The organism is Ruegeria sp. AA6 (genome assembly GCF_056542865.1).
This window is the reverse complement of sequence record NZ_JBQGAN010000024.1, coordinates 28,136-52,849: the sequence shown is the minus strand read 5'-3', so window position 1 is coordinate 52,849 and position 24,714 is coordinate 28,136. Positions and strand designations below refer to the sequence as shown.

23 protein-coding genes, 1 other RNA gene and 1 riboswitch are annotated in these 24,714 nt (G+C 58.4%); of the genes, 15 read left to right on the top strand and 9 right to left on the bottom strand.

What is annotated here, in order from left to right; translation table 11 throughout:
• Nucleotides 1–104: 104 nt before the first annotated feature.
• Nucleotides 105–1,865 carry a DNA polymerase III subunit gamma/tau gene (locus ACR0LN_RS19945; RefSeq protein ID WP_480432103.1) on the bottom strand — a complete coding sequence of 587 codons (1,761 nt, stop codon included), beginning with the start codon at nt 1,863–1,865 and terminating at the stop codon, nt 105–107.
• A 130-nt stretch (nt 1,866–1,995) separates the two neighbouring features.
• Here ACR0LN_RS19945 and ACR0LN_RS19940 point away from each other — a divergent pair, with 130 nt between their 5' ends.
• Nucleotides 1,996–2,481 carry a protein-tyrosine phosphatase family protein gene (locus ACR0LN_RS19940; RefSeq protein WP_480432101.1) on the top strand — a complete coding sequence of 162 codons (486 nt, stop codon included), beginning with the start codon at nt 1,996–1,998 and terminating at the stop codon, nt 2,479–2,481.
• Between the two features lie 10 nt (nt 2,482–2,491).
• On the opposite strand, the gene ACR0LN_RS19935 is transcribed toward ACR0LN_RS19940, so the two are convergent.
• Nucleotides 2,492–2,899, bottom strand: coding sequence for a hypothetical protein (locus ACR0LN_RS19935; RefSeq protein WP_480432099.1), 408 nt, complete (start codon nt 2,897–2,899; stop codon nt 2,492–2,494).
• Nucleotides 2,900–2,982: 83 nt separating this feature from the next.
• A riboswitch (cobalamin riboswitch) is annotated at nt 2,983–3,203 on the bottom strand.
• Nucleotides 3,204–3,337: 134 nt separating this feature from the next.
• On the opposite strand from ACR0LN_RS19935, the gene ACR0LN_RS19930 reads away from it, so the two are divergent.
• Nucleotides 3,338–4,195 (top strand): alpha/beta hydrolase family protein, encoded by an 858-nt coding sequence (locus tag ACR0LN_RS19930; protein WP_480432097.1) that lies wholly within the window; start codon nt 3,338–3,340, stop codon nt 4,193–4,195.
• Between the two features lie 37 nt (nt 4,196–4,232).
• Here the strand turns inward: ACR0LN_RS19930 and ffs are convergent.
• Both ffs and ACR0LN_RS19920 read right to left on the bottom strand, forming a co-directional pair.
• Nucleotides 4,233–4,331, bottom strand: an RNA gene (gene ffs / locus ACR0LN_RS19925) — signal recognition particle sRNA small type.
• A 39-nt stretch (nt 4,332–4,370) separates the two neighbouring features.
• Complete coding sequence (locus ACR0LN_RS19920; RefSeq protein WP_480432095.1) at nt 4,371–6,218, bottom strand: bifunctional 2',3'-cyclic-nucleotide 2'-phosphodiesterase/3'-nucleotidase; 1,848 nt, start codon at nt 6,216–6,218, stop codon at nt 4,371–4,373.
• 209 nt (nt 6,219–6,427) lie between these two features.
• On the opposite strand from ACR0LN_RS19920, the gene nudC reads away from it, so the two are divergent.
• Both nudC and ACR0LN_RS19910 read left to right on the top strand, forming a co-directional pair.
• Complete coding sequence (gene nudC, locus ACR0LN_RS19915) at nt 6,428–7,408, top strand: NAD(+) diphosphatase (RefSeq protein WP_480432093.1); 981 nt, start codon at nt 6,428–6,430, stop codon at nt 7,406–7,408.
• Between the two features lie 40 nt (nt 7,409–7,448).
• A complete protein-coding gene (locus ACR0LN_RS19910) occupies nt 7,449–7,916 on the top strand; it encodes an SRPBCC family protein (protein WP_480432091.1) in 468 nt (155 codons plus the stop codon).
• A gap of 56 nt (nt 7,917–7,972) precedes the next feature.
• Here ACR0LN_RS19910 and ACR0LN_RS19905 read toward each other — a convergent pair whose 3' ends face one another.
• Nucleotides 7,973–8,806 carry a prephenate dehydratase gene (locus tag ACR0LN_RS19905; RefSeq protein ID WP_480432090.1) on the bottom strand — a complete coding sequence of 278 codons (834 nt, stop codon included), beginning with the start codon at nt 8,804–8,806 and terminating at the stop codon, nt 7,973–7,975.
• A 119-nt stretch (nt 8,807–8,925) separates the two neighbouring features.
• On the opposite strand from ACR0LN_RS19905, the gene ACR0LN_RS19900 reads away from it, so the two are divergent.
• The 5 genes from ACR0LN_RS19900 to ACR0LN_RS19880 all read left to right on the top strand — a co-directional run bounded on the left by ACR0LN_RS19900 (nt 8,926) and on the right by ACR0LN_RS19880 (nt 15,289).
• The gene (locus ACR0LN_RS19900; protein ID WP_480432105.1) at nt 8,926–9,435 is read left to right on the top strand and encodes a c-type cytochrome; all 510 of its coding nucleotides are present in this window, start codon (nt 8,926–8,928) and stop codon (nt 9,433–9,435) included.
• Between the two features lie 173 nt (nt 9,436–9,608).
• Complete coding sequence (locus ACR0LN_RS19895; protein ID WP_480432087.1) at nt 9,609–11,513, top strand: extracellular solute-binding protein; 1,905 nt, start codon at nt 9,609–9,611, stop codon at nt 11,511–11,513.
• A gap of 9 nt (nt 11,514–11,522) precedes the next feature.
• Entirely contained in the window at nt 11,523–12,608 is a 1,086-nt protein-coding gene (locus ACR0LN_RS19890) for a microcin C ABC transporter permease YejB (protein WP_480432085.1), read from the top strand.
• Nucleotides 12,609–13,715 carry an ABC transporter permease gene (locus tag ACR0LN_RS19885; RefSeq protein ID WP_480432083.1) on the top strand — a complete coding sequence of 369 codons (1,107 nt, stop codon included), beginning with the start codon at nt 12,609–12,611 and terminating at the stop codon, nt 13,713–13,715.
• Nucleotides 13,712–15,289, top strand: a complete 1,578-nt coding sequence (locus ACR0LN_RS19880; RefSeq protein ID WP_480432081.1) for an ABC transporter ATP-binding protein — start codon at nt 13,712–13,714, stop codon at nt 15,287–15,289. Before ACR0LN_RS19885 ends, ACR0LN_RS19880 begins: the two co-directional genes overlap by 4 nt.
• A 20-nt stretch (nt 15,290–15,309) precedes the next feature.
• Here the strand turns inward: ACR0LN_RS19880 and ACR0LN_RS19875 are convergent, their stop codons facing one another.
• Together ACR0LN_RS19875 and hemN are read right to left on the bottom strand one after the other, a co-directional pair.
• Nucleotides 15,310–17,238: an elongation factor G gene (locus tag ACR0LN_RS19875; protein WP_480432079.1), complete on the bottom strand. Its 1,929-nt coding sequence runs from the start codon at nt 17,236–17,238 to the stop codon at nt 15,310–15,312.
• Nucleotides 17,239–17,411: 173 nt separating this feature from the next.
• Nucleotides 17,412–18,767 (bottom strand): oxygen-independent coproporphyrinogen III oxidase, encoded by a 1,356-nt coding sequence (gene hemN, locus ACR0LN_RS19870; RefSeq protein WP_480432077.1) that lies wholly within the window; start codon nt 18,765–18,767, stop codon nt 17,412–17,414.
• A 61-nt stretch (nt 18,768–18,828) separates the two neighbouring features.
• On the opposite strand from hemN, the gene fnrL reads away from it, so the two are divergent.
• Nucleotides 18,829–19,572 carry a transcriptional regulator FnrL gene (gene fnrL, locus ACR0LN_RS19865; protein WP_480432076.1) on the top strand — a complete coding sequence of 248 codons (744 nt, stop codon included), beginning with the start codon at nt 18,829–18,831 and terminating at the stop codon, nt 19,570–19,572.
• Nucleotides 19,573–19,645: 73 nt separating this feature from the next.
• Nucleotides 19,646–19,897, top strand: coding sequence for a GlsB/YeaQ/YmgE family stress response membrane protein (locus ACR0LN_RS19860; protein ID WP_480432074.1), 252 nt, complete (start codon nt 19,646–19,648; stop codon nt 19,895–19,897).
• A 37-nt stretch (nt 19,898–19,934) separates the two neighbouring features.
• Here the strand turns inward: ACR0LN_RS19860 and ACR0LN_RS19855 are convergent, their stop codons facing one another.
• On the bottom strand, nt 19,935–20,774 hold the full coding sequence (locus ACR0LN_RS19855; RefSeq protein ID WP_480432073.1) for a universal stress protein: 840 nt from the start codon (nt 20,772–20,774) through the stop codon (nt 19,935–19,937).
• Nucleotides 20,775–20,969: 195 nt separating this feature from the next.
• On the opposite strand from ACR0LN_RS19855, the gene ccoN reads away from it, so the two are divergent.
• Genes ccoN through ccoP form a run of 4 tightly spaced genes read left to right on the top strand, consistent with a single transcriptional unit; the run spans nt 20,970 to nt 24,382 of the window.
• Nucleotides 20,970–22,577, top strand: coding sequence for a cytochrome-c oxidase, cbb3-type subunit I (gene ccoN / locus ACR0LN_RS19850; protein ID WP_480432071.1), 1,608 nt, complete (start codon nt 20,970–20,972; stop codon nt 22,575–22,577).
• Nucleotides 22,578–22,591: 14 nt separating this feature from the next.
• Nucleotides 22,592–23,320, top strand: a complete 729-nt coding sequence (ccoO, locus tag ACR0LN_RS19845; RefSeq protein WP_480432069.1) for a cytochrome-c oxidase, cbb3-type subunit II — start codon at nt 22,592–22,594, stop codon at nt 23,318–23,320.
• Between the two features lie 10 nt (nt 23,321–23,330).
• Nucleotides 23,331–23,522, top strand: coding sequence for a cbb3-type cytochrome c oxidase subunit 3 (locus ACR0LN_RS19840; protein WP_480432067.1), 192 nt, complete (start codon nt 23,331–23,333; stop codon nt 23,520–23,522).
• The gene (gene ccoP / locus ACR0LN_RS19835) at nt 23,519–24,382 is read left to right on the top strand and encodes a cytochrome-c oxidase, cbb3-type subunit III (protein WP_480432065.1); all 864 of its coding nucleotides are present in this window, start codon (nt 23,519–23,521) and stop codon (nt 24,380–24,382) included. The genes ACR0LN_RS19840 and ccoP overlap by 4 nt, the downstream gene beginning before the upstream one ends.
• Before the next feature lie 137 nt (nt 24,383–24,519).
• On the opposite strand, the gene ACR0LN_RS19830 is transcribed toward ccoP, so the two are convergent.
• A complete protein-coding gene (locus tag ACR0LN_RS19830) occupies nt 24,520–24,657 on the bottom strand; it encodes a hypothetical protein (protein ID WP_480432063.1) in 138 nt (45 codons plus the stop codon).
• Between the last annotated feature and the right edge of the window lie 57 nt (nt 24,658–24,714).

Here is a 24,714-nt window from a genome sequence, read left to right as displayed (position 1 = left end):
CGGGCGTTGCCCGCGCTGCCGGGCCCAAGGCCGCTCAGGGGTATCGGCGTCAGCCGATGACCCGTGGCGGGCGCGGGAGGGTTTCGGCTCAGAATGGATTTGGCTTATTCTTCCTCGAACGGGTCCCATTCATCCTCGACTTCGGGTAAGGCTTCGGTTTCGACCTTGGCGGCGCGTTGCTCTGGCGTTTCGATGTTCTTGATCCGTGCTTTCGGGAAATGGGCCAGAACTGCCTGCACAAGCGGATGGGCACTGGCTTCGGCCTTTAACGCCTCCTCAACAGCGTTTTCCTTTTCATAGATCGTCTCTCCCCCGCCATCGTTGACAACGGTGACCGCCCAGCGGTTGCCGGTCCAGCGCTGCAATGCAGTGCCCAGACGCTGAGCCAGTTGGGCCGAGGCGCGCTCGGTGGGTTGAAACTCGATCCGTCCCGGTTGATAAGCAACAAGCCTCAATGAGCGTTTGACCTCGTCCAGCAGAACGCCGTCGCGGTTGACGCGGATTAGCTCAACCACGTGGTCGAAGGTCGGATAACGCGCCAGAGCGGTTTGCGCGTCTTGCGCCAAAGCGGCGCTGGGTGCACCCGCTGCGCCGCCTGCGGGTGCCGCGTAAGTTGACGCCATTGGTGCCTGCGCCTGAACAGTGGTCTGCGATGACTTGGGCATGCCGCCTCCAGGGCCACCATTCGGGGGCGGTGGGGGCGCATCCTGCAACCGCTTGATCAGTTCTTCCGGGCTGGGCAGGTCGGCCACATGGGTCAGTCGGATTACGGCCATCTCAGCCGCCATCATGGCGTTTGGCGCGGCGGATACTTCCTCCAGCGCTTTCAGCAGCATTTGCCACATCCGCGTCAGAACCCGCATCGGCAAGGCTTCGGCCATCTGCTGGCCGCGCGCGCGCTCATCAGGCGAAACGGTTGGGTCTTCGGCTGCATCCGGGGTGATTTTGACAACCGACACCCAATGGGTAATCTCGGCCAAGTCACGCAGCACGGCCAGCGGATCAGCGCCTTCGGCGTACTGACCGCCCAGCTCCGTCAACGCTCCGGCTGCATCGCCCCGCAGGATCATGTCCATCAGGTCCAGCACGCGTCCGCGATCCGCGAGGCCCAACATGGCGCGCACCTGATCGGCGCTTGTTTCCCCGGCCCCGTGTGAGATCGCCTGATCTAGCAGCGAGGTTGCATCCCGCGCCGATCCTTCGGCCGCACGGGTAATCAACGCCAGCGCGTCATCGGCAATCTGGGCGTTCTCGGCCGCTGCGATCTTGTTGAGCAGGCCGATCATGTCCTCCGGCTCGATCCGCCGCAGATCGAACCGTTGGCATCGCGACAGGACCGTTACCGGCACTTTGCGAATCTCGGTGGTGGCGAAGATGAACTTCACATGCTCGGGCGGTTCCTCGAGCGTCTTGAGCAGCGCGTTGAAGGCGCTGGTCGAGAGCATGTGAACTTCGTCGATGATATAGATCTTATAGCGGGCAGACGCAGCGCGATACCGAACGCTGTCGATGATCTCGCGAATGTCATTCACGCCGGTGCGGCTGGCGGCGTCCATCTCCATCACATCGACATGGCGACCTTCCATGATTGCGACGCAATGTTCGCACTGACCGCAAGGTTCAGTGGTTGGTTTGCCCTCACCATCGGGGCCAATGCAATTCATGCCTTTGGCGATGATCCGCGCGGTGGTGGTTTTGCCGGTTCCGCGGATGCCGGTCATGATGAAGGCTTGGGCGATCCGGTCAGCTTCGAACGCGTTTTTTAGTGTGCGCACCATCGCGTCCTGACCGACGAGGTCGGCAAAGGTTTCCGGGCGGTATTTGCGGGCAAGAACCTGATAGGCGGGGCTGGGCGTGTCGTTCATGTCTGCTCTGTCGGATTCGGGTTCTGATGCAGCGTAGAGACCACTGCGTCCCGCGTCCACAGCCCCCGTAGGCGAATTTCTGTTTGCAAGCCAGATTACCCATCTTAAAACCGCCAAAGGAGGACCCGCCTTGAGTCAGTTCGCAATATATTCTGTGCAGGTTGGCAACGGCTCTGTTGCGTTGTCGCCATTGCCGGGGGGCGGTGGAGATTATGCGCAAGACCTGGATGTGCTTCGAAACTGGCAACCGGATTTGGTGATTTCCATGACCACCGAGGTTGAGATGCAGCGAGAAGGCGCTGGCAAGCTTGGGGATGACCTTCGTGCGATTGCGATCAAGTGGGCGCATCTGCCGGTTGATGATTTCGGCGCTCCGCCTTCTGCGATTGCAGCAGCTTGGACTGAGGTCAGCGCGGCTGCAGCGAGCATCCTGGCTCAGGGCGGTCGGGTGCTGGCACATTGCCGGGGTGGCTGCGGTCGATCGGGGATGATCGTTCTGCGCCTCATGGTTGAGCATGGGGAAAACCCCGACGCGGCGCTTAAGCGCCTGCGCGGGGTGCGGCCCTGTGCTGTCGAAACCAATGGTCAGTTCGAGTGGGCCGCACGCGCCAAGTAGGTTCGCCGGATCAGAGGGCTATATGCCGATCCGCTTGCTTTGCGGCCTGCGGTTCAAGTGCCGAAACCTCAAGCATCGCGCAGGGCGGGGTGGGTAAAATACCTGAGGGGCGCATGGTAAAGTCGAGGCCGAACAGCATGTCCGCGTAATCGTCCAATGCCTCGATCGAGGTGACTGCGCTGGTGCCGCAAAATACGCGGATCTGGTCCTTTTGCGCCCGGAACCGCGCGGTGCAGCCCTGCGCGCAATAACTAAGCTCGCAGCTGCCGTCGATTTCAAAATCGGGGGTCGTTGCGGGCACGGCGGCCTCCATCGCCTGCACGATGGCGCGTGCCGCCTGAGCCAGCGCCGGGCAGGTTTTGCCGGTTTTCTGGCATACGGTCGCGGTGAATTGGTGTGTCTTTGTCTTCCAGATCATAATGCGCCCTCCGCGCGTAGGACGGGGGACGTGGATCAGGTGTGACAGCATGCTGACGACCTGCCCGGACACCCCGCCCGAGTTTCGGTTTTGGTTCGATGGCAGGTCTCCTGACTTGCGGGTCGTCGCTTTGCCGACCTTCCCAACCTTTCGGCCAGTGGTATTTCGGCATTGCTCACCGCTTACAGTTGCGGGGGCAGTCGCGGCTTTGGTCCATTCCGGTTTCCCAGTCAGAACCGCACCGTGTTCCCTTTTCATCCCGCCCCGAAGATCGGGGACGAGAACCATCACGTCATCGCTAGCGGGTACAGGGGACCTGAGTCAAGCGGCCAAATGGAGCAGTGAAGTGGACGCGTGGTCATCTGGAAACAGGATTGACTTGAGGCGGCAAACTATGCGGATTGAAAGGTGAACTGAACAGTTCAGAATGAGGGTAACATGCTGGACACTACGCAGACAATACTGACCGAGGATTTTCTGTTCCCTTCAGGGTCGACCCAATTGTCGGCCCGGTTGTATTTACCGGTGGGCGAGCCCGAAACCGCAGTGGTCATTCATGGCGCGACGGGCGTACCACGGGATTACTATCAGCACTTTGCCCGCTGGCTGGTCACAGAAAATGGCATGGCCTGTTTGACCTATGATTACCGCGATTTCGGCCACTCTCTGAACGGATCGCTGAAGGCGGCACAGGCCACAATGGCGGAGTGGGCGTTGATCGACATGCCTGCCGCCCGCGCCGAAATGCGGCGAAGATTTCCCAGCGCGCAGCAGTGGAGCATCGGCCATTCCGTTGGCGGAATGCTGGGGCCGATCCAGCCCGATATCGAACAGATCGACCGGATGATTTGCGTCTGTTCCGGGCCGGTGACGGTGTCTGACCATCCTTGGCCCTACCGGGCATTGGCTTTGCTGTTTTGGTACGGCCACGCGCCCTTGGCTGTCAAAGCCCTTGGCTATTTGCCGGGCAAGGCGGTGGGTTTTGGGGCGGATTTGCCTGCCAGCGTCTATTGGCAGTGGCGCAGGTGGTGTACCGCGCCGCGCAACTACTTGCCGGAAATCGGCACTACTCTGCCCGAAGCGCGGTGGGCGCAGTCGGAGACCCCTGTGGATTTGTTCACGTTTGAAGATGACGATGTCGTGCCACCGAACGCGGTTTGGCGGCTGGCGGACCTCTATGGGCCTAACGCGCGCCGCCATCTGTTGTCCCCGGCTGAGTTCGGTTTGTCCGAAGTTGGCCATATCGGTGCATTTGCCCGGCGCAGCGCAGCCGTCTGGCCTCGATTGATCGACTGAATACCCAACCAACGGACGCATGTTTTTCAGTGAGGAGAAGTGAGAGGTTGGACATCGACCCAAGCGGGGCTCGTTGTGGCTGCTTCCTTCCGGACCTGACCAGGTTGGCGAGGCGCTCGCCCGCGCCAACCTCTCAACGGTTGATATAGGCAATGACCGGGGGAAAGACAACCCGTCAGAACGACAAGCGGATCAGCAGAAAGCCTTCGTCGTCTTTTCTCACAATCTGTGGGTTGTATTCAGACAGTTCATCCAGATGTGCCTGGGCCTTTGGCCCGGTGCGCAGAAGCGCCGACGAACCAGGAAACGAGGTCAGGTGAAAGGGACGAGGTGCATGTTGCAACGAGTCAGGTGGAAGATCTTTGGACAGGTAATCCTGCAACACGCGCTGGATGGGCAGCACAGGCAGCGCGACCGGTTCCGCCTGTTCGACAAAGGGAAAATGACCGCCGCCATTGGCGCGGTAGTTGTTCAGGGCAACGACAAAGCGCTTGCTGGGCATCAGCAAGCGGCCGTCGAGCCGGATATCACGCACGCGCCGATGTGCCGGGTCGGTCAGACGTCCACTTGCCTCAAAACGGGGCGGTTGGGACAGGTCGATCTGGTAAGTCAGCCCTTGTAAAACATCAAAGTTATGCCCCGCCCGGTCAGACGAGACCAGCTCCGTCGGATGACCGGGTGTTATCTGATTGTACACCCCCGCAGACATTTCCAGCCAATCGCTAATCTGCTCGGCGGTGACCACAACCGCCTGTAATTCGTTGGGGAACACATACAGGTCGTTCACGTGACGCAGGCATAGCTGGCCAGAAGGGACATCCGTGTAGTGTCTGGGGCCGGCGCGGCCTCCGAACTTTGACGGTGCGATTGCTGACAGCAATGGTAGCCCTGCAAGGCGCGTCCCGTGCAAAAATGGACGCAAGGCTGCGGCTTGAGCCGCCGCAGCAATGGCAAGACCTCGGTCAGGAGCGCAAAAGCTGAAATAGCTGTGAAGAGGGTGATCGCTATGGCTGACCGGCCGCGCCGCGCGACGGCGCGTTTCCGTATGCGCGCTGGAGAAAAGGCGCGCCAGAACGGGGTCTTCGGCGATTGGTTGCGGCGTTCCACTGTGTTTTGCCGGGCAGACGGGCCGCAATTCAGTTTTGTGATTGAATACCTTCCATCTTCCGTTGTCCACGCGCTGCAACATCAGATCAATCACACCCAAATATGCCCCTGCCGCGCCGGGCATGACGACGGGTTTGCCGTGCACCCGACCCAAAGTCGCGTCGACATGGTCCAACCCATCATGCGCCGGGCCGGGTAACGTAAGGTGCGAATGCCCTGCAATCAAAGCGTCGATCCCGTCGATGGCCGCAAGAGGAATGATTGCGTTTTCAAGATCCGGCTCTGGGCTAACCGGCCCAAGTCCAGTATGCGCCAACGCTAGGATCACGTCGCAACCTTGTGCCGACAAATCCAGCATCTTTTGTTGGGCGCATGACAGGATGTCTTCCACGACCACTCGGCCCTGAAGCCGATGCGCCTCCCAGTTTGCGGTCTGCGGCGGCAGCACAGAAAATACTCCGATCTTCAGTGAAATACGCTGGTTTTCGCTACTTTTTGTTCGGGTCAGAATGGCTTGATCCTGCCAAGCAGATTTCGTGTCCAGACGGCGTGCATTGCTGCAAATCACAGGACAGGTCGCGTCGGCGATCACGCGATCCAGAACATCAAGACCGAAGCTGAAATCGTGGTTTCCCAGTCCGATGGCGTCATATCCAAGGTCGTTGAAGGCCCGCATCAGGATATGCGGTGCATTTTCCGGCTCGACCGCCCATTTCCCAACGGGCGTGCCTTGTAGGGAATCGCCATTGTCAAACAGCAGGACGATTGCGCCATCAGCCTCAGCTTCTTCCCTCGCATCGCGGATCAGGGTGGCCGTACGGCTGAGACCGACCGCAGGGTCCGCCTGATCGGAATAATAATCGAATCCCTGAAGGTTCATATGCAGATCGGAGGTAGCCAGAATCCGGATCTTCAATGACGTGTGCAAAGGGGAAAGAGACTGTGACAAACTTCTACTTTTAGCAGTTATATGTTAAGTATTTTCGCCAAATAGTATAGTAATTGCAACTTGTAACGCAGACCTCCGTTCTTTTTCACGGCCTCGGGATTCAGGGTGCTGTAAATTGCCGTTGCACTGTCGCGGCAGCCGTGGCAGCCCTGTGTCGACGCGCCAGAGGATTTTTAATGAAACACGCAGAACTTGTGACGTTTGGCAGTTCGGGTCTGGATCGTGCCGCGTATGTTCGAGGCGATGCCGAGGAATTGGCACACGCGCGCACCCATCCCAAGGCGTCCTGCTTGTTGCTGTGGCGCGGCAAACCGCTGGTTCAGGGGGAAAGGCTGGATCAGCTGGGGCTTGTTTCCATGTCCCATGGGTTGGTGGAAAATGGCCCCGGTGGCAGCATCGAAGAACCAGTGTTTCTTGGTCTGTCGGATGGCGTGCCGGTCTTTGCACTGGATATCTCGAACTGGTCGCCCGAGGGGATGGACATGTCGCAGATCGGTGGGTTTGTCGACTCATCTGAACAGCAGCACCCGGACCTGCCTCAAGGCTATGTGTTTGCCGAGCTGCGCCGGATCATGACCCGTTTGTCCGCACGGGATGCGGAACTGGCCGCGGCGGCCAAGGCGGTCATCGGCTGGCACGAAACTCATCGGTTCTGCGCGCGTTGCGGTGCCGCCAGCGAGGTGTCGCAGGGCGGGTGGCAGCGTAGTTGCCCCTCTTGCGGAGGGCAGCATTTTCCGCGCACCGATCCGGTGGTCATCATGCTGATCACGCACGGGGATTCGGTGCTGATGGGGCGGTCTCCGGGCTGGCCCGAGGGGATGTATTCGCTGTTGGCGGGTTTCGTGGAACCCGGCGAAACGCTGGAGGCTGCGGTGCGGCGCGAAGTGATGGAAGAAGCAGGCGTTCCGGTTGGGTCCGTCAGTTACCTGTCCAGCCAGCCCTGGCCGTTCCCAGCCTCGCTGATGTTCGGCTGCGCGGGAGAGGCACTGTCGCGCGAGATCACCCTTGATCCGGTGGAAATCGAAGACGGAATGTGGGTGAGCAAACCTGAGATGATGCAGGCCTTCGCCGGAGAGCACCCTAAATTGTTGCCCGCCCGCAAGGGTGCCATTGCGCATTTTCTGCTGCAAAACTGGCTTGCGGATACGTTGGACTGAAAAAATACTGGCCCAATAGAAAAGAAAACCACGAAGCACCATGCAGTTTACAGCGCGCGAAGATATCGAGGCCCCGATCAATGCGGTCTTCGAAATGGTAGCCGATTTTGAGCGTTTCGAGCGTATGGCGATGCGCCGAGGGGTTGAGGTGCGTCGGTTATCCGGTCACATGGGCGTGGTGCCGGGTACACAGTGGGAAACCGAATTCAAACTGCGTGGCAAGCCGCGCCACGTTGCGATTCACATGGCCGAGTGTGAACCCCCTTCACACATGCGTTTTGAAGCCTCAGGCAAGGGCATGAATGGAATAACGACCGTTGAATTTTTGGCCTTGTCGCAGCGCCGCACCCGCCTGAGCATAGAAATGTCGCTGACCGCGAAATCTCTGCCCGCGCGGCTATTGTTGCAATCGATGCGGCTGGGTCAGGCGCGATTTCGGCGTCAGTTTCAAGTGCGGCTCAGTGAATTTGCCCGAGAAATGGAAGAGCGCCATCTGCATGGAGGTTGACTGAATCGACTAACGTTAAGGTCGGTGTTTCCATCCAGTCAACTCATTGACCGCCGCTACCCACGCGGCTCTGCGGCAGGGTAGACGCCCAGCACTTCGACATTGGTGGTGAAGTGCTCTAGTTCGTCCATCGCAAGCTGCACATTGCGGTCCTCAGGGTGACCGACAATATCGGCATAGAACTGCGTCGCGGTGAATGAACCGTCGACCATGTAGCTCTCCAGCTTGGTCATGTTGATACCATTGGTCGCAAAGCCGCCCAGCGCCTTGTACAGGGCTGCAGGGATATTGCGCACCTGAAATACGAAGCTGGTGATCATTCCGTGTGGGCCGCGCCGTGAAAGGTCCGCCTGCCGCGACATCACCAGAAAGCGGGTGGTGTTGTTGTCCTGATCCTCGATGTGCCGGGCCAGCACGTCCAGACCATAGATTTCCCCCGCCAGTTCACTGGCCAACGCGGCCGAGTGTTTGTCCCCGACTTCGGCGACCTCACGCGCCGCGCGGGCGTTGTCGGGGCTGACACGGCCACGGATATTGTGTTCCTTCAGAAAGCCCGCACATTGCGGCAGCAAGACCAGATGGGAATGCGCCTCGGTGATATCCTCAAGCGTTGCACCGGGCACGGCCAGCAGGTTGATATGTACGCGCACGAAAGCTTCGTCGATGATGTGCAACCCGCTATGGGGCAACAGACGGTGAATGTCGGCCACTCTGCCATAAGTGGTGTTCTCGACGGGCAGCATCGCCAGATCAGCCTCGCCCGAGCGGACCGATTCGATCACATCTTCGAACGTGCGGCAGGGCAGGGGCTCCATATCGGGGCGGGCATTGCGGCAAGCCTCGTGACTATAGGCGCCGGGTTCTCCCTGAAATGCGATGCGATTGGTCATTTGGTCGATTCCGTGCAACAAGTTCGTGAATTGGGCGTTTAGTCGCGGTGTCTATACCTTGCCTCTTGCAAGGGGAAGCCTTAGACACCCCGCAGACAGCTGAAATGGACACGCGATCAATGTTCGACACGATGACAGTTACAAAGGCCGCGGCAGGCCTGTTTGGCACCTTTCTGGTGCTGCTTCTGGCCAAATGGGGAGCCGAGATGCTCTATCATGCGGATGGCCATGGCGAGACGGCCTCTTATATTATCGAGACCGAAAGCGCGGGTGAAAGCGCCGACGGCGAAGAGGTGGTGTTCGAAGACATGCTGGCCGCTGCTGACCCAGAAAAAGGCGCCAAGGTGTTCCGCAAGTGTACGGCCTGCCACAAGCTGGAAGACGGCGCAAATGGCACCGGCCCCTACCTTTACGCAATTGTGGACCGCCCTGTGGCTGCCGCCAAGGGTTTCACCGGTTATTCGGCGGCCATGCAGGCGCACGGCGGCAACTGGACGCCCGAAGCACTGGATGCATTCCTGACCCGTCCCAGCGCTTATATCTCGGGCACTTCTATGAGCTTTGCGGGCCTGAAAAAGCCGCAGGAACGCGCCGATCTGATTGCTTATCTGCAGACCATCGGCAATTGATCCTGTGATCAGAATGGCAAGTTTCAAAGCCGCTGCCTCGTGCAGCGGCTTTATTTTTGCCTAAGAACATCTTCACAAAGCGTTCACGCATTCTAAACTTGAACCTGACAGTGCTGGTCATTTAGCTGGCGCGTATAAGATTAAAGGCAGAGGCCAAGCAGGGGATGAGCAATATGAGATCCGGCAGAGTAACCACACAGGCGCGCGTATTGGATTTCAAAGGTTGGTTGCACGCTTCGATGGCGGGTCTCGTGTTGTTTCTGCTGGCGGCAACTCAGCTGTTTGCCGAAGAAAAGATCATCAAAAGCCACGGGTTCTCGGAATTCGGTGATCTGAAGTATCCCGAAGGCTTTGCCCATTTCGATTATGTAAACCCGGATGCGCCCAAAGGCGGAGAGTTGTCTTATGCCGCGCAGGGAACGTTCGACAGCTTCAACCCGTTCACGCGACAGGGTCGGGCCGGGGCGCGGTCGGCAGATCAGTACGAATCTCTGCTGGTTCCGTCTTATGACGAGCCTGCGTCTTACTACGGCTTGCTAGCGGAAAGCCTGGAATACCCGGAAAGCCAGGACTGGGTTGTTTTCAACATGCGGCCCGAGGCGCGGTTCTCAGATGGCACCCCTGTTACCGCCGAAGATGTTGTTTTCTCGCATAACCTTTTGCTGGATCAAGGACTTAAGTCCTACGCAGACGCGGTGCGTAAACGTATCCCCCGCGCCGAGGCGCTGGATGAGCATCGGGTTAAGTTCTACTTTGCACCGGACATCTCGCGCCGGGCGTTGATTTCGCAGGTGGGCGGCACGCCGGTGTTTTCGAAGGCGTGGTTTGAAGCTGATCCTGAAAACCGTCGTCTGGACAAATCCCGTCTGGTTCCGGGTATTGGATCGGCGCCGTATGTCTTGGACAACTACGACATCAACCGTCGCATCGTTTACAAGCGCAACCCTGACTATTGGGGCGACGACATCAACGTGAATGTCGGCCGCAACAACTACGACACTATTCGTATCGAGTATTTCAGCGACTCGATTGCCGCGATGGAAGGGTTCAAGGCCGGTACGTTCACACTGCGTCAGGAAAACAACTCGAAAAGCTGGGCCACGGCTTATGACTTTCCGGCGATTGCCAACGGTGATGTGATCAGGGCCGAACTAGAAGACGGTAACGTCCCGTCGGCAACAGGGTTCGTCATGAACCTTGACCGTCCGCAGTTTCAGGACCCGCGCGTGCGTGAAGCGGTCCAACTTGCCTATAACTTCGAATGGACCAACGAAAGCCTGCAATATGGGCTATTCCAGCAGCGCAGCTCGTTCTGGGAGGGCACGCATCTTGAGGCCACTGGCCTGCCCGAAGGGCGCGAGTTGGAGGTGCTGCAGGCCCTTGGTGATGCCGTCGATCCGGCAGTTCTGACCGAAGAACCCGTGAGCGCCCATGAATCCCGCCCGGCACGTCAGAATGACCGTCGCAATTTGCGCTCCGCCATGAAGCTTTTGGACGAAGCCGGCTGGCTTGTGGGTGACGACGGCATCCGCCGCAACGCAGACGGAGAGGTGCTTTCAATCGAATTCCTGTCAGATCAACCAACGCTGGATCGCATTGTTCAACCTTTTGTTGACAACCTTCGCGCCATGGGGATCGACGCAATTTACAATCGCGTCGACAATGCCCAGTTTACCCTACGCCGCCGGGACCGGGATTTCGACATGATCGTTGGCGGCTATCCGACCTCGCTGCAGCCGTCGACCGGCCTGTATCAGCAATTCGGGACCGAAGCGGCCTCGTATTCCGTATTCAACCCGTCGGGCGCGCACGGACCAGATATTGAACCGTTGATCGACAACATCGTGGCAGCCACCGAAAGCGAGGAGCTTTTTTCCAATGTTCGCGCCTTGGATCGCGTTCTGCGCGCCAAGCGGATTATGGTGCCGACTTGGTATCTGGGCAAATACTGGGTCGCCTATTGGGACATGTACGAATACCCCGAAAACCTGCCGCCTTATGCCTTGGGCGTGCAAGACCTCTGGTGGATCAACGCCGAGAAAGAAGCCGAGTTGAAATCGTCAGGCGCGTTGAGGTAATCCGCCCCCATGGGAGCATATATTCTAAGACGCCTGTTGTTGGTCATCCCCACTTTGCTTGGGATCATGATCGTCAACTTCACGCTGGTTCAGTTCGTCCCCGGCGGCCCGATTGAGCAGATCATCGCCCAGATGGAAGGCGGCGGTGACGTATTCGAAGGCATCGCCGGCGGTGGCAGCGATATCGAGCAGCAGACCGGTGGGGCCAACGACCGCTATGTCGGGGCGCGCGGCCTGCCGCCTGAGTTCATCGAAGAACTGGAAAAGGAGTTTGGGTTCGACAAACCCCCGGTCGAGCGGTTCCTGACCATGATGGGCAATTACCTGACGCTGGATTTCGGAGAGAGCTATTTCCGTTCCATCAGCGTGACCGATCTGGTGCTTGAGAAGATGCCGGTGTCAATTTCACTTGGCCTGTGGTCGACGCTGATTGCCTATCTGGTGTCGATTCCGCTGGGTATTCGAAAAGCCGTGAAAGATGGGTCGCGGTTCGACACTTGGACCAGCGGCACTATCATCGTTGCCTACGCCATCCCCGGCTTTCTGTTTGCGATCCTGCTGCTGGTCCTGTTTGCCGGTGGGTCTTACTGGCAAATCTTCCCGCTGAGGGGGCTGACCTCGGACGACTGGGACAGCCTTAGTCTGTTTGGCAAGGTCATCGACTATTTCTGGCACATTACTCTGCCGGTGATTGCCCTGACGATTTCGGCCTTTGCGACGCTGACCTTGCTGACCAAGAACTCGTTCCTGGATGAGATCAAAAAACAGTACGTCATGACCGCCCGCGCCAAGGGCTTAAGTGAAGGTAAAGTGCTGTATGGCCACGTCTTCCGCAACGCCATGCTGATCGTCATTGCGGGTTTCCCTGCGGTGTTCATCGGCGTGTTCTTTGGAAGCTCGATCATTATCGAAACAATCTTCTCGTTGGACGGTCTGGGCCGTCTTGGGTTTGAGGCCGCCGTGGCCCGCGACTATCCGGTGATCTTCGGCACGCTGTTCATCTTTGGCCTGATGGGGCTGGTTGTCGGCATCATCAGTGACCTGATGTATGTGCTGGTCGACCCGCGCATCGACTTCGAAAAGCGGGAGGGGTAAATGGCATTGTCCCCACTCAATCAGCGCCGCTGGCGCAACTTCCGCCGCAATGGTCGGGCGTTCTGGTCGCTGATCATTTTCTCGGTCCTGTTCGGATTGTCGTTGTTCGCCGAGTTCATCGCCAACGACAAACCGATCCTCGTGAAATACCGGAGTGAGTTCTTTACGCCGATCTTCAACTTCTACCCGGAAACCCGCTTCGGCGGTGATTTCCAGACCGAAGCGATCTATCGCGACCCCGAGGTGCAATGCCTGATCGACAGCGGTGGGCTCGAGTCATGTTTCGACGACCCAGAGGGGATCATCGACGAGATTAAGGCCGGGACATTTGAAGAAGAAGGGTTCGAACGTGGCTGGGCCATCTGGCCGCTGATCCCATATTCCTTCAACACCAGCGTTGACCGCCCCGGAGCCGCGCCGCTGCCGCCCAATGGGCAAAACCTTCTGGGCACGGATGACACCAAACGCGACGTTCTGGCTCGGGTGATCTACGGCTTCCGCCTGTCGATCCTTTTCACGCTGATGGTCACAGGCGTTGCCAGCATGATCGGTATTTTCGCAGGGGCCATTCAGGGGTTCTTTGGCGGCTGGCTCGACCTGGTGTTCCAGCGCATTATCGAGATCTGGTCGGCCACTCCGTCGCTTTACGTCATCATCATCATGTTCGCCATTTTGGGCCGAAGCTTCTGGCTGTTGGTGGCGCTGATGATCCTGTTCAGTTGGACCGGGTTAGTGAGTGTGGTTCGGGCCGAATTCCTGCGCGCCCGAAATCTGGAATACGTCCGTGCCGCGCGGGCGCTTGGCGTTGGCAACATGACCATCATGTTCCGCCATATGTTGCCGAATGCGATGGTTGCGACACTGACCTTCATGCCCTTTATTGTGACCGGCACGATCGGTGGCTTGGCCTCGCTGGACTTTCTTGGCTTTGGCTTGCCATCTTCGGCCCCTTCGTTGGGCGAGCTGACCTTGCAGGCGAAGCAGAATCTGCAGGCTCCGTGGCTGGCTTTCACAGCGTTCTTCACTTTTGCCATCATGCTGTCGCTGCTGGTCTTCATCTTTGAAGGCGTCCGCGATGCGTTTGATCCCAGAAAGACCTTCTCATGAGCCTTTTGGATGTGAACAACCTCAAGGTTTCGTTCCGGCAGGACGGGCAAGTTTCGGCGGCGGTCAAGGGGGTGTCTTTCACCGTGGATCGCGGTGAAACCGTGGCGCTGGTGGGAGAGTCCGGCTCGGGCAAGTCGGTCACGGCGCTCTCGACCGTGTCGCTGTTGGGCGACAGTGCGATTGTCGAGGGGTCCGTCAAATATGACGGGGATGAGATGATCGGCGCTTCGCAGGACAAGCTGATGGATGTGCGCGGAAATGACATCAGTTTCATTTTCCAAGAGCCGATGACTTCGCTGAACCCGCTGCACACGATCCAAAAGCAGATGGCCGAGTCACTGGCCCTGCACCAGGGGCTGACGGGTGACGCGGCACGGGAACGCATTGTCGAACTGTTGACCAAGGTTGGTATTCGTGATCCGCGTGAGCGGTTGGACAGCTATCCGCACCAACTTTCAGGCGGTCAGCGGCAGCGGGTCATGATCGCCATGGCGCTGGCCAACAAGCCGGATATTCTGATCGCGGATGAGCCGACAACCGCGCTGGACGTGACCATTCAAGCACAGATTCTGGAACTGCTGGCCGAGCTGCAGAAATCCGAGAATATGGGGATGCTTTTCATCACACATGATTTGGGCATTGTGCGCCGCATCGCCGACCGGGTTTGCGTGATGAAGGATGGTGAGATCGTCGAAACTGGCGCCACCGCCGAGATTTTTGACAACCCGCAGCATCCCTACACGCGCAAGCTTCTGGGGGCCGAGCCTTCGGGCCAACCTGATCCGGTTGCACCCAAGGCAGAAGAGGTCGCCCGAACCGACCACCTGAAGGTCTGGTTCCCGATCCAACGCGGGTTTCTGAAGCGCACTGTTGGTCATGTAAAGGCCGTGAACGATGCGACGCTTAGTGTGCGTGCGGGTGAAACCTTGGGCATTGTCGGCGAAAGCGGTTCGGGTAAGACCACGCTGGCGCTGGCGATCATGCGGCTGATAGCGTCCGAGGGCGGCATCACCTTCCGTGATCAGGACGTGCGGCGCTGGTCCACGCGTGAGCTGCGGCGGCTGCGCAAAGACATGCAGATCGTGTTTCAGGACCCGTTCGGCAGCCTCAGCCCTCGGATGACCTGCCAACAGATCATCGCCGAGGGGCTGGCGATTCACAAAGTCGACCCACACCGCGCCCCGCGCGAGTTGGTGGCCGAGGTGATGACCGAAGTGGGCCTGGACCCGGCAGCGATGGACCGCTATCCGCATGAATTCTCAGGTGGTCAACGGCAACGTATTGCGATTGCGCGGGCCATGGTGCTGCGGCCCAAGCTTCTGGTGTTGGACGAACCCACCAGTGCGCTGGATATGACCGTGCAGGTGCAGATCGTTGATCTGTTGCGGGATCTGCAACGGAAATACGGGCTGGCCTATTTGTTCATCAGCCATGACCTGAAGGTCGTGCGGGCGATGTCGCACAAGGTGATCGTCATGCGGAACGGTGACGTGATCGAAATGGGATCGGCCGAAGATCTGTTCGAAAACGCTCAGACCGACTATACCCGCGAACTGATTGCGGCAGCGGGCTGACCCCAGCCCGCGCCACTGGTTCAGGCATTTGCGCTTTCTTTGGCAGCCGCTTTTGGCACCGGCCCGCGCAACTCCTCGTAGTGATCGAAGGTCAGCCTGACCCATCCAGTTCCACGCGTGGCGCTGGCGAGGGTACGATGTAGCTCGTCTTCGGCCACGGCAGGCAATTGTGCGTTGAAGATCTCCCAGCCCGAGGCGTTGGGGTTGCCTTCAAAGCCCAGAACCTGACCCTGCAAAGAACTGATGGTCGGCACAAGGTCTCCGACGAAATCCGAGGGCAGGTGAATCTCGGCGTTCAGAATTGGTTGCAGAACCACAGGTTTTGCCTGTGGCAGGGCTTCGCGCACAGCGTTCTTGCCTGCCGTGCGGAACGCATAGTCCGAGCTGTCCACGTTGTGGTGTTTGCCATCGCTCAGCGTGACTTTGACGTCCACCACCGGGAAACCTTCCGGGCCTTGCGCCAGCGCGTCCTTGGCACCGTGCTCGACCGAAGGGATATAGTTCTTAGGCACCGCGCCGCCCTTGACGATCTCTTCGAACTGGAAACCGGAACCACGCGGCATCGGCGCGACCGAGATTACCACGTCGGCAAATTGCCCGGCCCCGCCGGATTGTTTGCGATGGCGATGGCGGTGCTCGACGGGTGACCGGATGGTTTCGCGATAGGCGGTCTCGACCGTGTCGGTGGCAATCTCAATGCCGAAATCTTCGTCAAGCTTGGCCGAAACCCGCCGCATGTGCTGCGGCCCCTGCGAACCCAGAACGGCGTGCCCACTGAGCTCGTCCTGACCCAGATGCAGGCCGGGGTCGATCTCGACCAGTCGGTGCAAGGCGTTGGACAGGCGCACGTCGTCGCGCTCATGGGCGGGGGACACGATCTGCCGATGCGCAGCGGGATGCGAGGCCGCCCATTCGGGCAGAGGGGTGGCGGAGGAACTGTCATAGAGGTTGCCAGGGTTCAGATGGTCTGACTTCACGGCCAACCCGATTTGCCCCGCGGGCAGATCGGAGATCTGCGTTTTGGCGTCCAAAGTGGTCAGGTTGCCAACGGTTTCTCCGCCCAGATTCTCATGCGCTTTCACACCAGCACCCAGCCCGCGCAGAACAACGATTTTGCCGATATGTTTCTTCACATCCGCAAAGCCTGCGATTGCGCGTGCGTTCTCTTCGGCTTCGTCCCGATCGGCAGCGATGTTGAATTCAGGTGCTTCGTGCCGCAAGGCCTTCATTAGACGGGTCAACCCATTGCCGTGGCTGGCCGCGCCCAGACAGGCGGGGATCAGTTGATGATTCTGTAACACCTGCGCGGCCAAATCATAAACCTCGGCGCTGGGTGGCTGTTTGTCTTCGATCAGTTGCTCCAACAAGTGATCGTCGAAATCCGACAAGGTCTCCAGCAATTCGGTGCGGGCTTCCTGTTCGCGATCCTCGACCGATTGCGGCAGTTCGATCAGGGCTGAAGGCTGCCCCTCCTGATACTTCCATGCCCGTTCCGAGATCAGATCGACCGCGCCGATGATCGTATCACCCTCGCGGATCGGAACTTGGCGAAGGGCGATGTGGTGCGTGCAATAGGTCTGAAGCGCAGCGATGATGTCGCGAATGCGTCCGTTTGGATTGTCCATGCGGTTGATGAACAGGAAACAGGGAATGCCGGCCTCTTCGACCAATCGCAGGTACGGCGCGCTCAAAACGGCTGCATTCGGGTCGGGGGGCACCACCACCACGGCGGCGTCCGAGATTGCCATGGCCGGGCCGACATAGGCCAGATTGTCGCCGCCGCCGTCTACGTCGATGGCACACCATGGCTCGTCCAAATAAGAAAAACCGTGCAAATGCACGGTTCCGGATACGTCGAAGGTTGTGGGCCGCCCGTCGAGGCGGCTGATAGCCTCGACCAGAGTGGTTTTGCCCGATTGGCTGGGGCCGAGGACGGTGAAAACGCGCATGAGTGCTGTCCCTCTTTCAAATTGCAGTTCAGCTGCACGAAAGGGAAAGCCTTACGCGGATGCGCTGGCGCATTGTCTGATACGGGGCCTGCCTCAGGCGCGGGCGGGTGCCGCCCACCCTGCAAGTGTGGAAAAAACCGACCCGTCGCGTCAAGCCCTGACCTTCGAACAAATCAGATGGCCGAGCTGTGACCCGCCTTGCTTAGATCATAGGCGTCAAAGCTGCGGGCGATCATGCGGGTCAGCGGGCGGGCTTCGACCGGGATGAACAAACCGTCCTCGGTGATCCGCAGCAACCCGTCAAAGGCTGCGTTCGCGGCCTGATACATGCCTTGCAATTCAGCCTCGGTAATCGCGTGGTCGCGCAGGATTTCGGCTGAATTGATCTGGAAATCGCACATCAGCGCTTCGATCAGGCGGGCGCGCAGGGCGTCTTGCCCTTTGAACAGGTGCCCGCGTGAGGTCGAAAACCTTCCTTCGCGAATGGCTTTGGTATGCGCCGACGTCGCAGGCGCATTCTGTGCATACCCTTGCGGGAAGCGCGAGATTGAACTGGCGCCGATGCCGATAAGAACCTCGGCCTGATCGTCGGTATAACCTTGGAAGTTCCGCTTGAGCCGTCCGGCTTTCAGCGCATGGGTCAGGCCATCGTCCTGAGTCGCAAAATGGTCGATGCCGATTTCGGCGTAATTGTCCCACATGAACAGACGGCGGGCAGTGTCGAACAGGTCGAGCCGTTGCTCGGGCGTGGGCAGCGCGTCCGACGGGATCATCTGCTGCCGTTTGGCCATCCACGGTACATGCGCGTAGCCATACAACGCCACCCGGTCGGGGCTAAGCGACAGCAGTTTTTGCACGCTTTCCGTCATGCGCGATTTGGTCTGATGCGGCAGACCGTAAAGGATATCAGCATTCAGGCTGGTGATACCGCGGGCGCGGATCATGTCCACCGCATCTCGGGTTGTGTCATAGCTTTGGATGCGCCCGATGGTCTTTTGAATCTCGTCATCGAAATCCTGAACCCCAATTGAGGCACGGTTCATCCCAGCCTCGGCCAGTGCGTCAAGACGCGCCTCATCAATCTCGTTCGGGTCGATCTCAACCGAAAACTCGGCGTTCGGCCCCAGTGGCAACACGTCCAGAATCCGCGCCGCCAGCTCGCGCATCAGATCGGGGTTCAGCAAGGTCGGAGTGCCGCCGCCCCAATGCAGACGCGATAGGGTGACACCTTCGGGCAGGTGTGCGGCCAGAAGATCCAGTTCGGCTTTTAGGACATCCACATAGGCAATTACCGGGTTGTCAGTTTGGGTCCCTTGGGTGCGACAGGCGCAGAACCAGCACAGTCTGCGGCAAAACGGAACGTGGATGTACAGCGACACTTCGCTGCCGGGCGTTATCCCGGAAATCCAGTCACCATAAAGACTTGACCCCACATCATTGCTGAAGTGGGGGGCGGTGGGATAGCTTGTGTAACGCGGAACTTTCGCGTCAAATAGTCCAAGCTTTGCCAATTGTGGTTTCACTATCATGGCGATACCTTTAAATGACAGCTCGCCTGGATGCTTTGACAGAGATCAAGTGGGAACGTGCATGACACCGATATTCAAAATCGACCATACGAACTGTGAAGATTGCCCCATCCGGCATCGCGCAGTGTGCGCGCACTGTGATGCGAACGAGTTGGAAGAACTTGAAAGCATTAAATATTACCGCAGTTTTGAAGCCGGTCAGACGATCATCTGGTCTGGCGACCAGATGAATTTTGTCGGCTCTGTCGTGTCAGGGATCGCGTCGTTGACGCAGACAATGGAGGACGGGCGCACGCAAATGGTGGGCTTGTTGTTGCCCAGCGATTTCGTCGGGCGACCGGGGCGCGACTCGGCCCCATATGACGTTCAGGCAACCACCGATTTGGTCATGTGCTGCTTTCGCAAAAAGCCGTTTGAGGAATTGATGGGCACCACACCCCATATCGCGCATCGCCTGTTGCAAATGACGCTGGACGAGCTGGACGCTGCCCGCGAATGGATGCTTGTGCTGGGGCGCAAAACCGCGCGAGAAAAGATTGCCAGCCTGTTGTCGATCATCGCGCGCCGAGATGCGTCAATCAACCAGAAGGGCAATACCGGCCCGATCGTGTTTGATCTGCCCCTGACCCGCGAGGCGATGGCGGACTATCTCGGATTGACGCTGGAAACGGTCAGTCGTCAGATCTCCGCCCTGAAAAAGGACGAGGTCATCCTGCTTGAGGGTAAACGCCACGTCACGATCCCCGATATGGGCCGTCTGATGGAAGAGGCTGGTGACGACTCAGATGGTGGGTTTCTGGTCTGATACGCTTGAGGCGTGACTGGGCCTTGCTGCCATGCTTAACTGGGCCTGAGCAGAATAACCGCAGGAGTAAGTCATGGAATTCAGTAGCATTCTGGCGATGCTGTTCATTGGCGCCATCGCCGGGTGGCTGTCGGGCAAGATCATGGAAGGCCGGGGATTCGGCCTGATCGGCAACATCATTGTTGGTGTCGTCGGCGCATTTCTTTCAGGATTGATTTTCCCGGCGCTTGGATTTTCTGTAGGCGGTGGTCTCTTTTCGTCCATATTCTTCGCCACCATTGGCGCGGTGATCTTGTTGTTCCTGATCGGCTTGGTGAAAAAGTAAAAAACCGCCCTGATGGGCGGTTTTTAGGTTGTTCTCCTCAATGGGCCAGGAACACCGGGACCGAGGCCTGTTCAAGCATGTTTCGGGTCGCCCCGCCCAGAATGGCTTCGCGGAACCGCGAATGGCCGTAAGCGCCCATTACGATCATGTCGGCTGAGGTGTCCGAGGCGTGTCGGTTCAGGATATCCGACACACGGGTCATGGTCTTGCTCAGCACGTCGATTTCACATTTCACACCGTGACGGGCCAGCATCTGTGACAGCATTCCACCGGGGTCTGATCGGTCGGGGCCGTGTCGCGGCGGGTCGATCACAACGATGCGCGCCAAATCGGCCTCAATCAGGAAGGGCAGGGCACGGCGAATGGCCCGCATGGCCTCGACGCTTTCATTCCAACCGATCAGGATCGTGCCGGGGCGCGTAAAGGGGGTTGCATCATCCGGGGTGACCAGTACGGGCGCATGACCTTCGAACATGGCTGCCTCAAGGATGGGTTCGGCTTCGGCCCCCCGATCATCTCCGTAAGGTTGAGGCAGGACGACAAGGTCAGAAAACCGGGCCCTGTGCGCGACATGGCGTCCGATATCCGCGATCTGGGCTACACCACTTTCGGCGGACCAGCGGGTTCCAGTCTTACCAAGATACGACTTGGCATAGCTTAGGGTTTCTTCGGCTTCGGCGTTTGCCCGATTCAAGGTCTCTTGCAGGATCAATGCATTTGCCCCGGCGTAGTAATACCCGGTCTGACTGCGGTCGACGCCAAGGCAGAGGGCTTCGGCATGCGCGTCCTGCGCGGATGCCAGGGCAGCGATCTGCGCCAGGGCTGAGTCACTCTGCCGTGTATCTGTCATGACGGTGAGAAGAGATTTGTAAGCCATTTGAACCTCTTGTCTTCATAGGCCATCCACCTGCGGCTCAATGGCCCAGCTGTCAATTTACGATTGTCACAGATTTCAGGCTATTGTCTTGACACAGATCAAAGCAAAACTGGCCGCCGTCCGACAAAACAGCGGCCAGTCAAAAAGGTCCTGCGACACAAAAGAATCACGCGGGGCATGGCAAAGGGACGCAATATGTCAAATTACATCAAGCTGATCGTGCTTGGTCTCGTTGTGGTTTTCGCCGCGATCGGGTCCAATTATGCACGCGATTTGGCGTATCAGGTGCATGCAATTCTGGTGATGCTGATCGCCGGTGGTTTGTTCATCTGGACGCTTAGAAACACAGATGAGCCAGATATTCTCGTGGACCGCTCTGCGGAATACATGGATGGCGTGATCCGCTATGGCGTGATCGCAACCGCCTTTTGGGGCGTGGTCGGGTTCCTTGCGGGAACCTTTATCGCGTTTCAGTTGGCCTTTCCGGCGCTGAACTTCGAATGGGCGCAGGGCTATCTGAACTTTGGCCGTTTGCGTCCTCTGCACACCTCGGCGGTGATTTTTGCCTTTGGCGGCAACGCTTTGATCGCGACCTCGTTCTACGTGGTACAGCGGACAAGCGCCGCGCGCCTGTGGGGCGGCAATCTGGCATGGTTCGTGTTCTGGGGTTATCAGCTGTTCATCGTTCTGGCCGCGACCGGCTATGTTCTGGGCGGTACACAGTCGAAAGAATATGCCGAACCCGAATGGTACGTTGACCTTTGGCTGACCATCGTCTGGGTCGCCTATCTGGCCGTGTTCCTTGGCACCGTGGTCAAGCGGAAAGAACCCCACATCTATGTGGCGAACTGGTTCTATCTGGCCTTTATCGTCACCGTTGCGATGCTGCACGTGGTCAACAACATGACCATCCCCGTCAGCATCTGGGGTTCGAAATCTGTCATCGTCTGGTCGGGTGTTCAAGACGCCATGATCCAGTGGTGGTACGGCCACAACGCTGTGGGCTTCTTCCTGACCGCAGGCTTCCTGGGCATGATGTACTACTTCATCCCGAAACAGGCCGAGCGTCCGGTCTTTTCGTACAAGCTGTCGATCATCCACTTCTGGGCGCTGATCTTCCTGTATATCTGGGCCGGTCCGCACCACCTGCACTATACCGCGCTGCCTGACTGGGCCTCGACGCTGGGCATGGTGTTCTCGGTGATCCTGTGGATGCCGTCCTGGGGTGGTATGATCAACGGTCTGATGACGCTGTCGGGCGCATGGGACAAGCTGCGCACCGACCCGGTGATCCGCATGATGGTGATCTCGGTTGGCTTCTACGGCATGTCCACGTTCGAAGGCCCGATGATGTCGATCCGCGCTGTGAACTCGCTCAGCCACTATACCGACTGGACCATTGGTCACGTGCACTCGGGCGCGCTGGGCTGGAACGGCATGATCACCTTTGGTGCGCTGTACTTCCTGGTGCCTGTCCTGTGGAAGCGTGAGCGTCTGTATTCGCTGCAAATGGTCAGCTGGCACTTCTGGCTCGCCACAATCGGCATCGTTCTGTACGCCGCGTCGATGTGGGTGACCGGTATCATGGAAGGCCTGATGTGGCGCGAAGTGGATGCCAACGGCTTCCTGGTGAACTCGTTCGCCGACACCGTGGCCGCCAAGTTCCCGATGTATGTGGTGCGTGCTCTGGGTGGCGTGATGTTCGTCGCTGGTTCGCTGATCATGTGCTACAACCTGTGGATGACTGTGCGGAAAGCGCCGGCCAAAGAGGCCAGCCTGTCCGTCGCGGTCCCGGCTGAATAAGGAGGGCCGGAGCAATGGCAATTCTCGACAAACATAAGATCCTCGAGACCAACGCGACCCTCCTGCTGGTGTTCAGCTTTTTGGTCGTGACCATCGGTGGCATCGTTCAGATCACCCCGTTGTTCTATCTTGAGAACACCATCGAAAAGGTGGAGGGGATGCGCCCTTACACCCCCTTGGAAATGGCAGGGCGTGAGATTTATCTGCGTGAAGGCTGCTATGTCTGCCACAGCCAGATGATCCGCCCGATGCGGGATGAGGTCGAACGTTACGGCCACTACTCTCTGGCGGCTGAGTCGATGTATGACCATCCGTTCCAGTGGGGGTCCAAGCGCACCGGACCTGATCTGGCTCGCGTTGGTGGGCGTTACTCGGATCAGTGGCATATCGACCACCTGCGCGATCCGCAGTCTGTGGTGCCTGAATCGGTGATGCCGAAATACGGTTTCCTCGAGAACCGTAAGATCGACGGAAAGTACATCGCCGATATCATGAAGGCGAACGCGGTTCTTGGCACGCCCTACACCGAGGAGATGCTGGAGAATGCTCAGGCCGACTTCCGTGCGCAGGCCGACCCGGACAGTGACTATGACGGGTTGTTGGAGCGCTATGGCGACAAGGTCAGTGTGCGCAACTTCGACGGTCAGCCTGAACTGACCGAGGCGGACGCGATGGTTGCTTATCTGCAGATGCTGGGCACGCTGGTCGATTTCTCGACCTTCACCCCTGACGCAAGCCGCTAAGGAGGGTGTGATGGAAGAATATACTCTCTTACGGCAGTTCGCGGATAGCTGGATGCTGCTTGTGCTGTTTGTCTTTTTTGTTGGCATCATCATCTGGGTTTTCCGCCCCGGTGCCAGCAAGGAATACAAGGACACTGCCAACATCCCCTTCCGGCATCAAGATAAACCCGCCGAATCTGAATCTAAGGAGGCGCGGCAATGAGTAAGACACCTGAAAAACTGCCGGGCGATCCTAAGACAACCGGGCACAGCTGGGATGGTTTGGAAGAGTTTGACAACCCAATGCCCCGCTGGTGGCTGTGGACCTTCTACGCCACCATCATCTGGGGTGTGATCTATACGATCATGTATCCAGCATGGCCTCTGGTTCAGTCGGCAACGGCTGGTGTGACCGGCTGGTCTTCGCGCGCTGAAGTGCAAGAGGAGATGGTCTCCTTCGAAGAGGCCAACGCCCCTTGGAATGCGAAACTGGTCGAAACCCCGTTAGAGCAGATTTCGGCCGACGCGGAATTGCAGCAATATGCGGTGAACTCGGGTGGCGCTGTCTTCCGCACCTGGTGTGCGCAGTGTCACGGTTCGGGCGCGCAAGGTGCGCCGGGCTTCCCGAACCTTCTGGACGACGCTTGGCTATGGGGTGGTTCGCTCGAAGATATCGAGTTCACCATTGCCCACGGTATCCGGAACGAAGAAAGCGACGATGCGCGCTATTCCGAAATGCCGGCCTTTGGCGAAATCCTCGAAAAGGAAGAGATCACTCAGGTGGTTCAGTACGTCATGTCGCTGACCAATGCGCAGTCCGATGATGCGGCGGCGCAGGCGGGCAAGGTTGTTTTTGAGGACAATTGTGCAGTCTGCCACGGCGAGAACGGCGCAGGCGACGTCACTCAGGGTGCGCCGAACCTGACCGACGCGATCTGGCTCTATGGCGGCAGCGAAGAGGCATTGACCGAGACGGTCACCTACAGCCGCTTTGGTGTGATGCCTGCTTGGGAAAACCGTCTGACCGACGCGCAAATCCGCGCTGTCACGGCTTATGTCCACCAATTGGGTGGCGGTCAGTAACGACAAAAGAATACCTTCGGACGGTTCGCCGCCCGAAGGTTAATGCACCGGCTGTTCCATCTGTTCGCGCGTTTCCTGAACAGCCGGTGCTATTAGCTCAGACTAGTTGTCTGCGTTAATCCGGTCCAGAGGACCAGTCACTTGGAACAGGAACGTGAAGCGCGCGTTGTTTTCTTCCACCAGTTATCTTCTGTGCGTTGTTCGAGATTCTGCTGAGCGCTGCGCTCATCCGTTTGGGTGGCGATCATGAAAGATCGGGCAAAAATCGAAAGCATGTGATCCCTCCTTAAGTAGCTTGGATTTAAGGTCAGGATTGATTTTTAAGATTTGAA

Coding starts and splice junctions, on each gene's coding strand:
- ACR0LN_RS19945 (WP_480432103.1), bottom strand. CDS start 1,865: ATGAACGACACGCCCAGCCCCGCCTATCAGGTTCTTGCCCGCAAATAC.
- ACR0LN_RS19935 (WP_480432099.1), bottom strand. CDS start 2,899: ATGATCTGGAAGACAAAGACACACCAATTCACCGCGACCGTATGCCAG.
- ACR0LN_RS19930 (WP_480432097.1), top strand. CDS start 3,338: ATGCTGGACACTACGCAGACAATACTGACCGAGGATTTTCTGTTCCCT.
- nudC (WP_480432093.1), top strand. CDS start 6,428: ATGAAACACGCAGAACTTGTGACGTTTGGCAGTTCGGGTCTGGATCGT.
- ACR0LN_RS19910 (WP_480432091.1), top strand. CDS start 7,449: ATGCAGTTTACAGCGCGCGAAGATATCGAGGCCCCGATCAATGCGGTC.
- ACR0LN_RS19905 (WP_480432090.1), bottom strand. CDS start 8,806: ATGACCAATCGCATCGCATTTCAGGGAGAACCCGGCGCCTATAGTCAC.
- ACR0LN_RS19900 (WP_480432105.1), top strand. CDS start 8,926: ATGTTCGACACGATGACAGTTACAAAGGCCGCGGCAGGCCTGTTTGGC.
- ACR0LN_RS19895 (WP_480432087.1), top strand. CDS start 9,609: ATGAGATCCGGCAGAGTAACCACACAGGCGCGCGTATTGGATTTCAAA.
- ACR0LN_RS19890 (WP_480432085.1), top strand. CDS start 11,523: ATGGGAGCATATATTCTAAGACGCCTGTTGTTGGTCATCCCCACTTTG.
- ACR0LN_RS19885 (WP_480432083.1), top strand. CDS start 12,609: ATGGCATTGTCCCCACTCAATCAGCGCCGCTGGCGCAACTTCCGCCGC.
- ACR0LN_RS19880 (WP_480432081.1), top strand. CDS start 13,712: ATGAGCCTTTTGGATGTGAACAACCTCAAGGTTTCGTTCCGGCAGGAC.
- ACR0LN_RS19875 (WP_480432079.1), bottom strand. CDS start 17,238: ATGCGCGTTTTCACCGTCCTCGGCCCCAGCCAATCGGGCAAAACCACT.
- hemN (WP_480432077.1), bottom strand. CDS start 18,767: ATGATAGTGAAACCACAATTGGCAAAGCTTGGACTATTTGACGCGAAA.
- fnrL (WP_480432076.1), top strand. CDS start 18,829: ATGACACCGATATTCAAAATCGACCATACGAACTGTGAAGATTGCCCC.
- ACR0LN_RS19860 (WP_480432074.1), top strand. CDS start 19,646: ATGGAATTCAGTAGCATTCTGGCGATGCTGTTCATTGGCGCCATCGCC.
- ACR0LN_RS19855 (WP_480432073.1), bottom strand. CDS start 20,774: ATGGCTTACAAATCTCTTCTCACCGTCATGACAGATACACGGCAGAGT.
- ccoN (WP_480432071.1), top strand. CDS start 20,970: ATGTCAAATTACATCAAGCTGATCGTGCTTGGTCTCGTTGTGGTTTTC.
- ccoO (WP_480432069.1), top strand. CDS start 22,592: ATGGCAATTCTCGACAAACATAAGATCCTCGAGACCAACGCGACCCTC.
- ACR0LN_RS19840 (WP_480432067.1), top strand. CDS start 23,331: ATGGAAGAATATACTCTCTTACGGCAGTTCGCGGATAGCTGGATGCTG.
- ccoP (WP_480432065.1), top strand. CDS start 23,519: ATGAGTAAGACACCTGAAAAACTGCCGGGCGATCCTAAGACAACCGGG.
- ACR0LN_RS19830 (WP_480432063.1), bottom strand. CDS start 24,657: ATGCTTTCGATTTTTGCCCGATCTTTCATGATCGCCACCCAAACGGAT.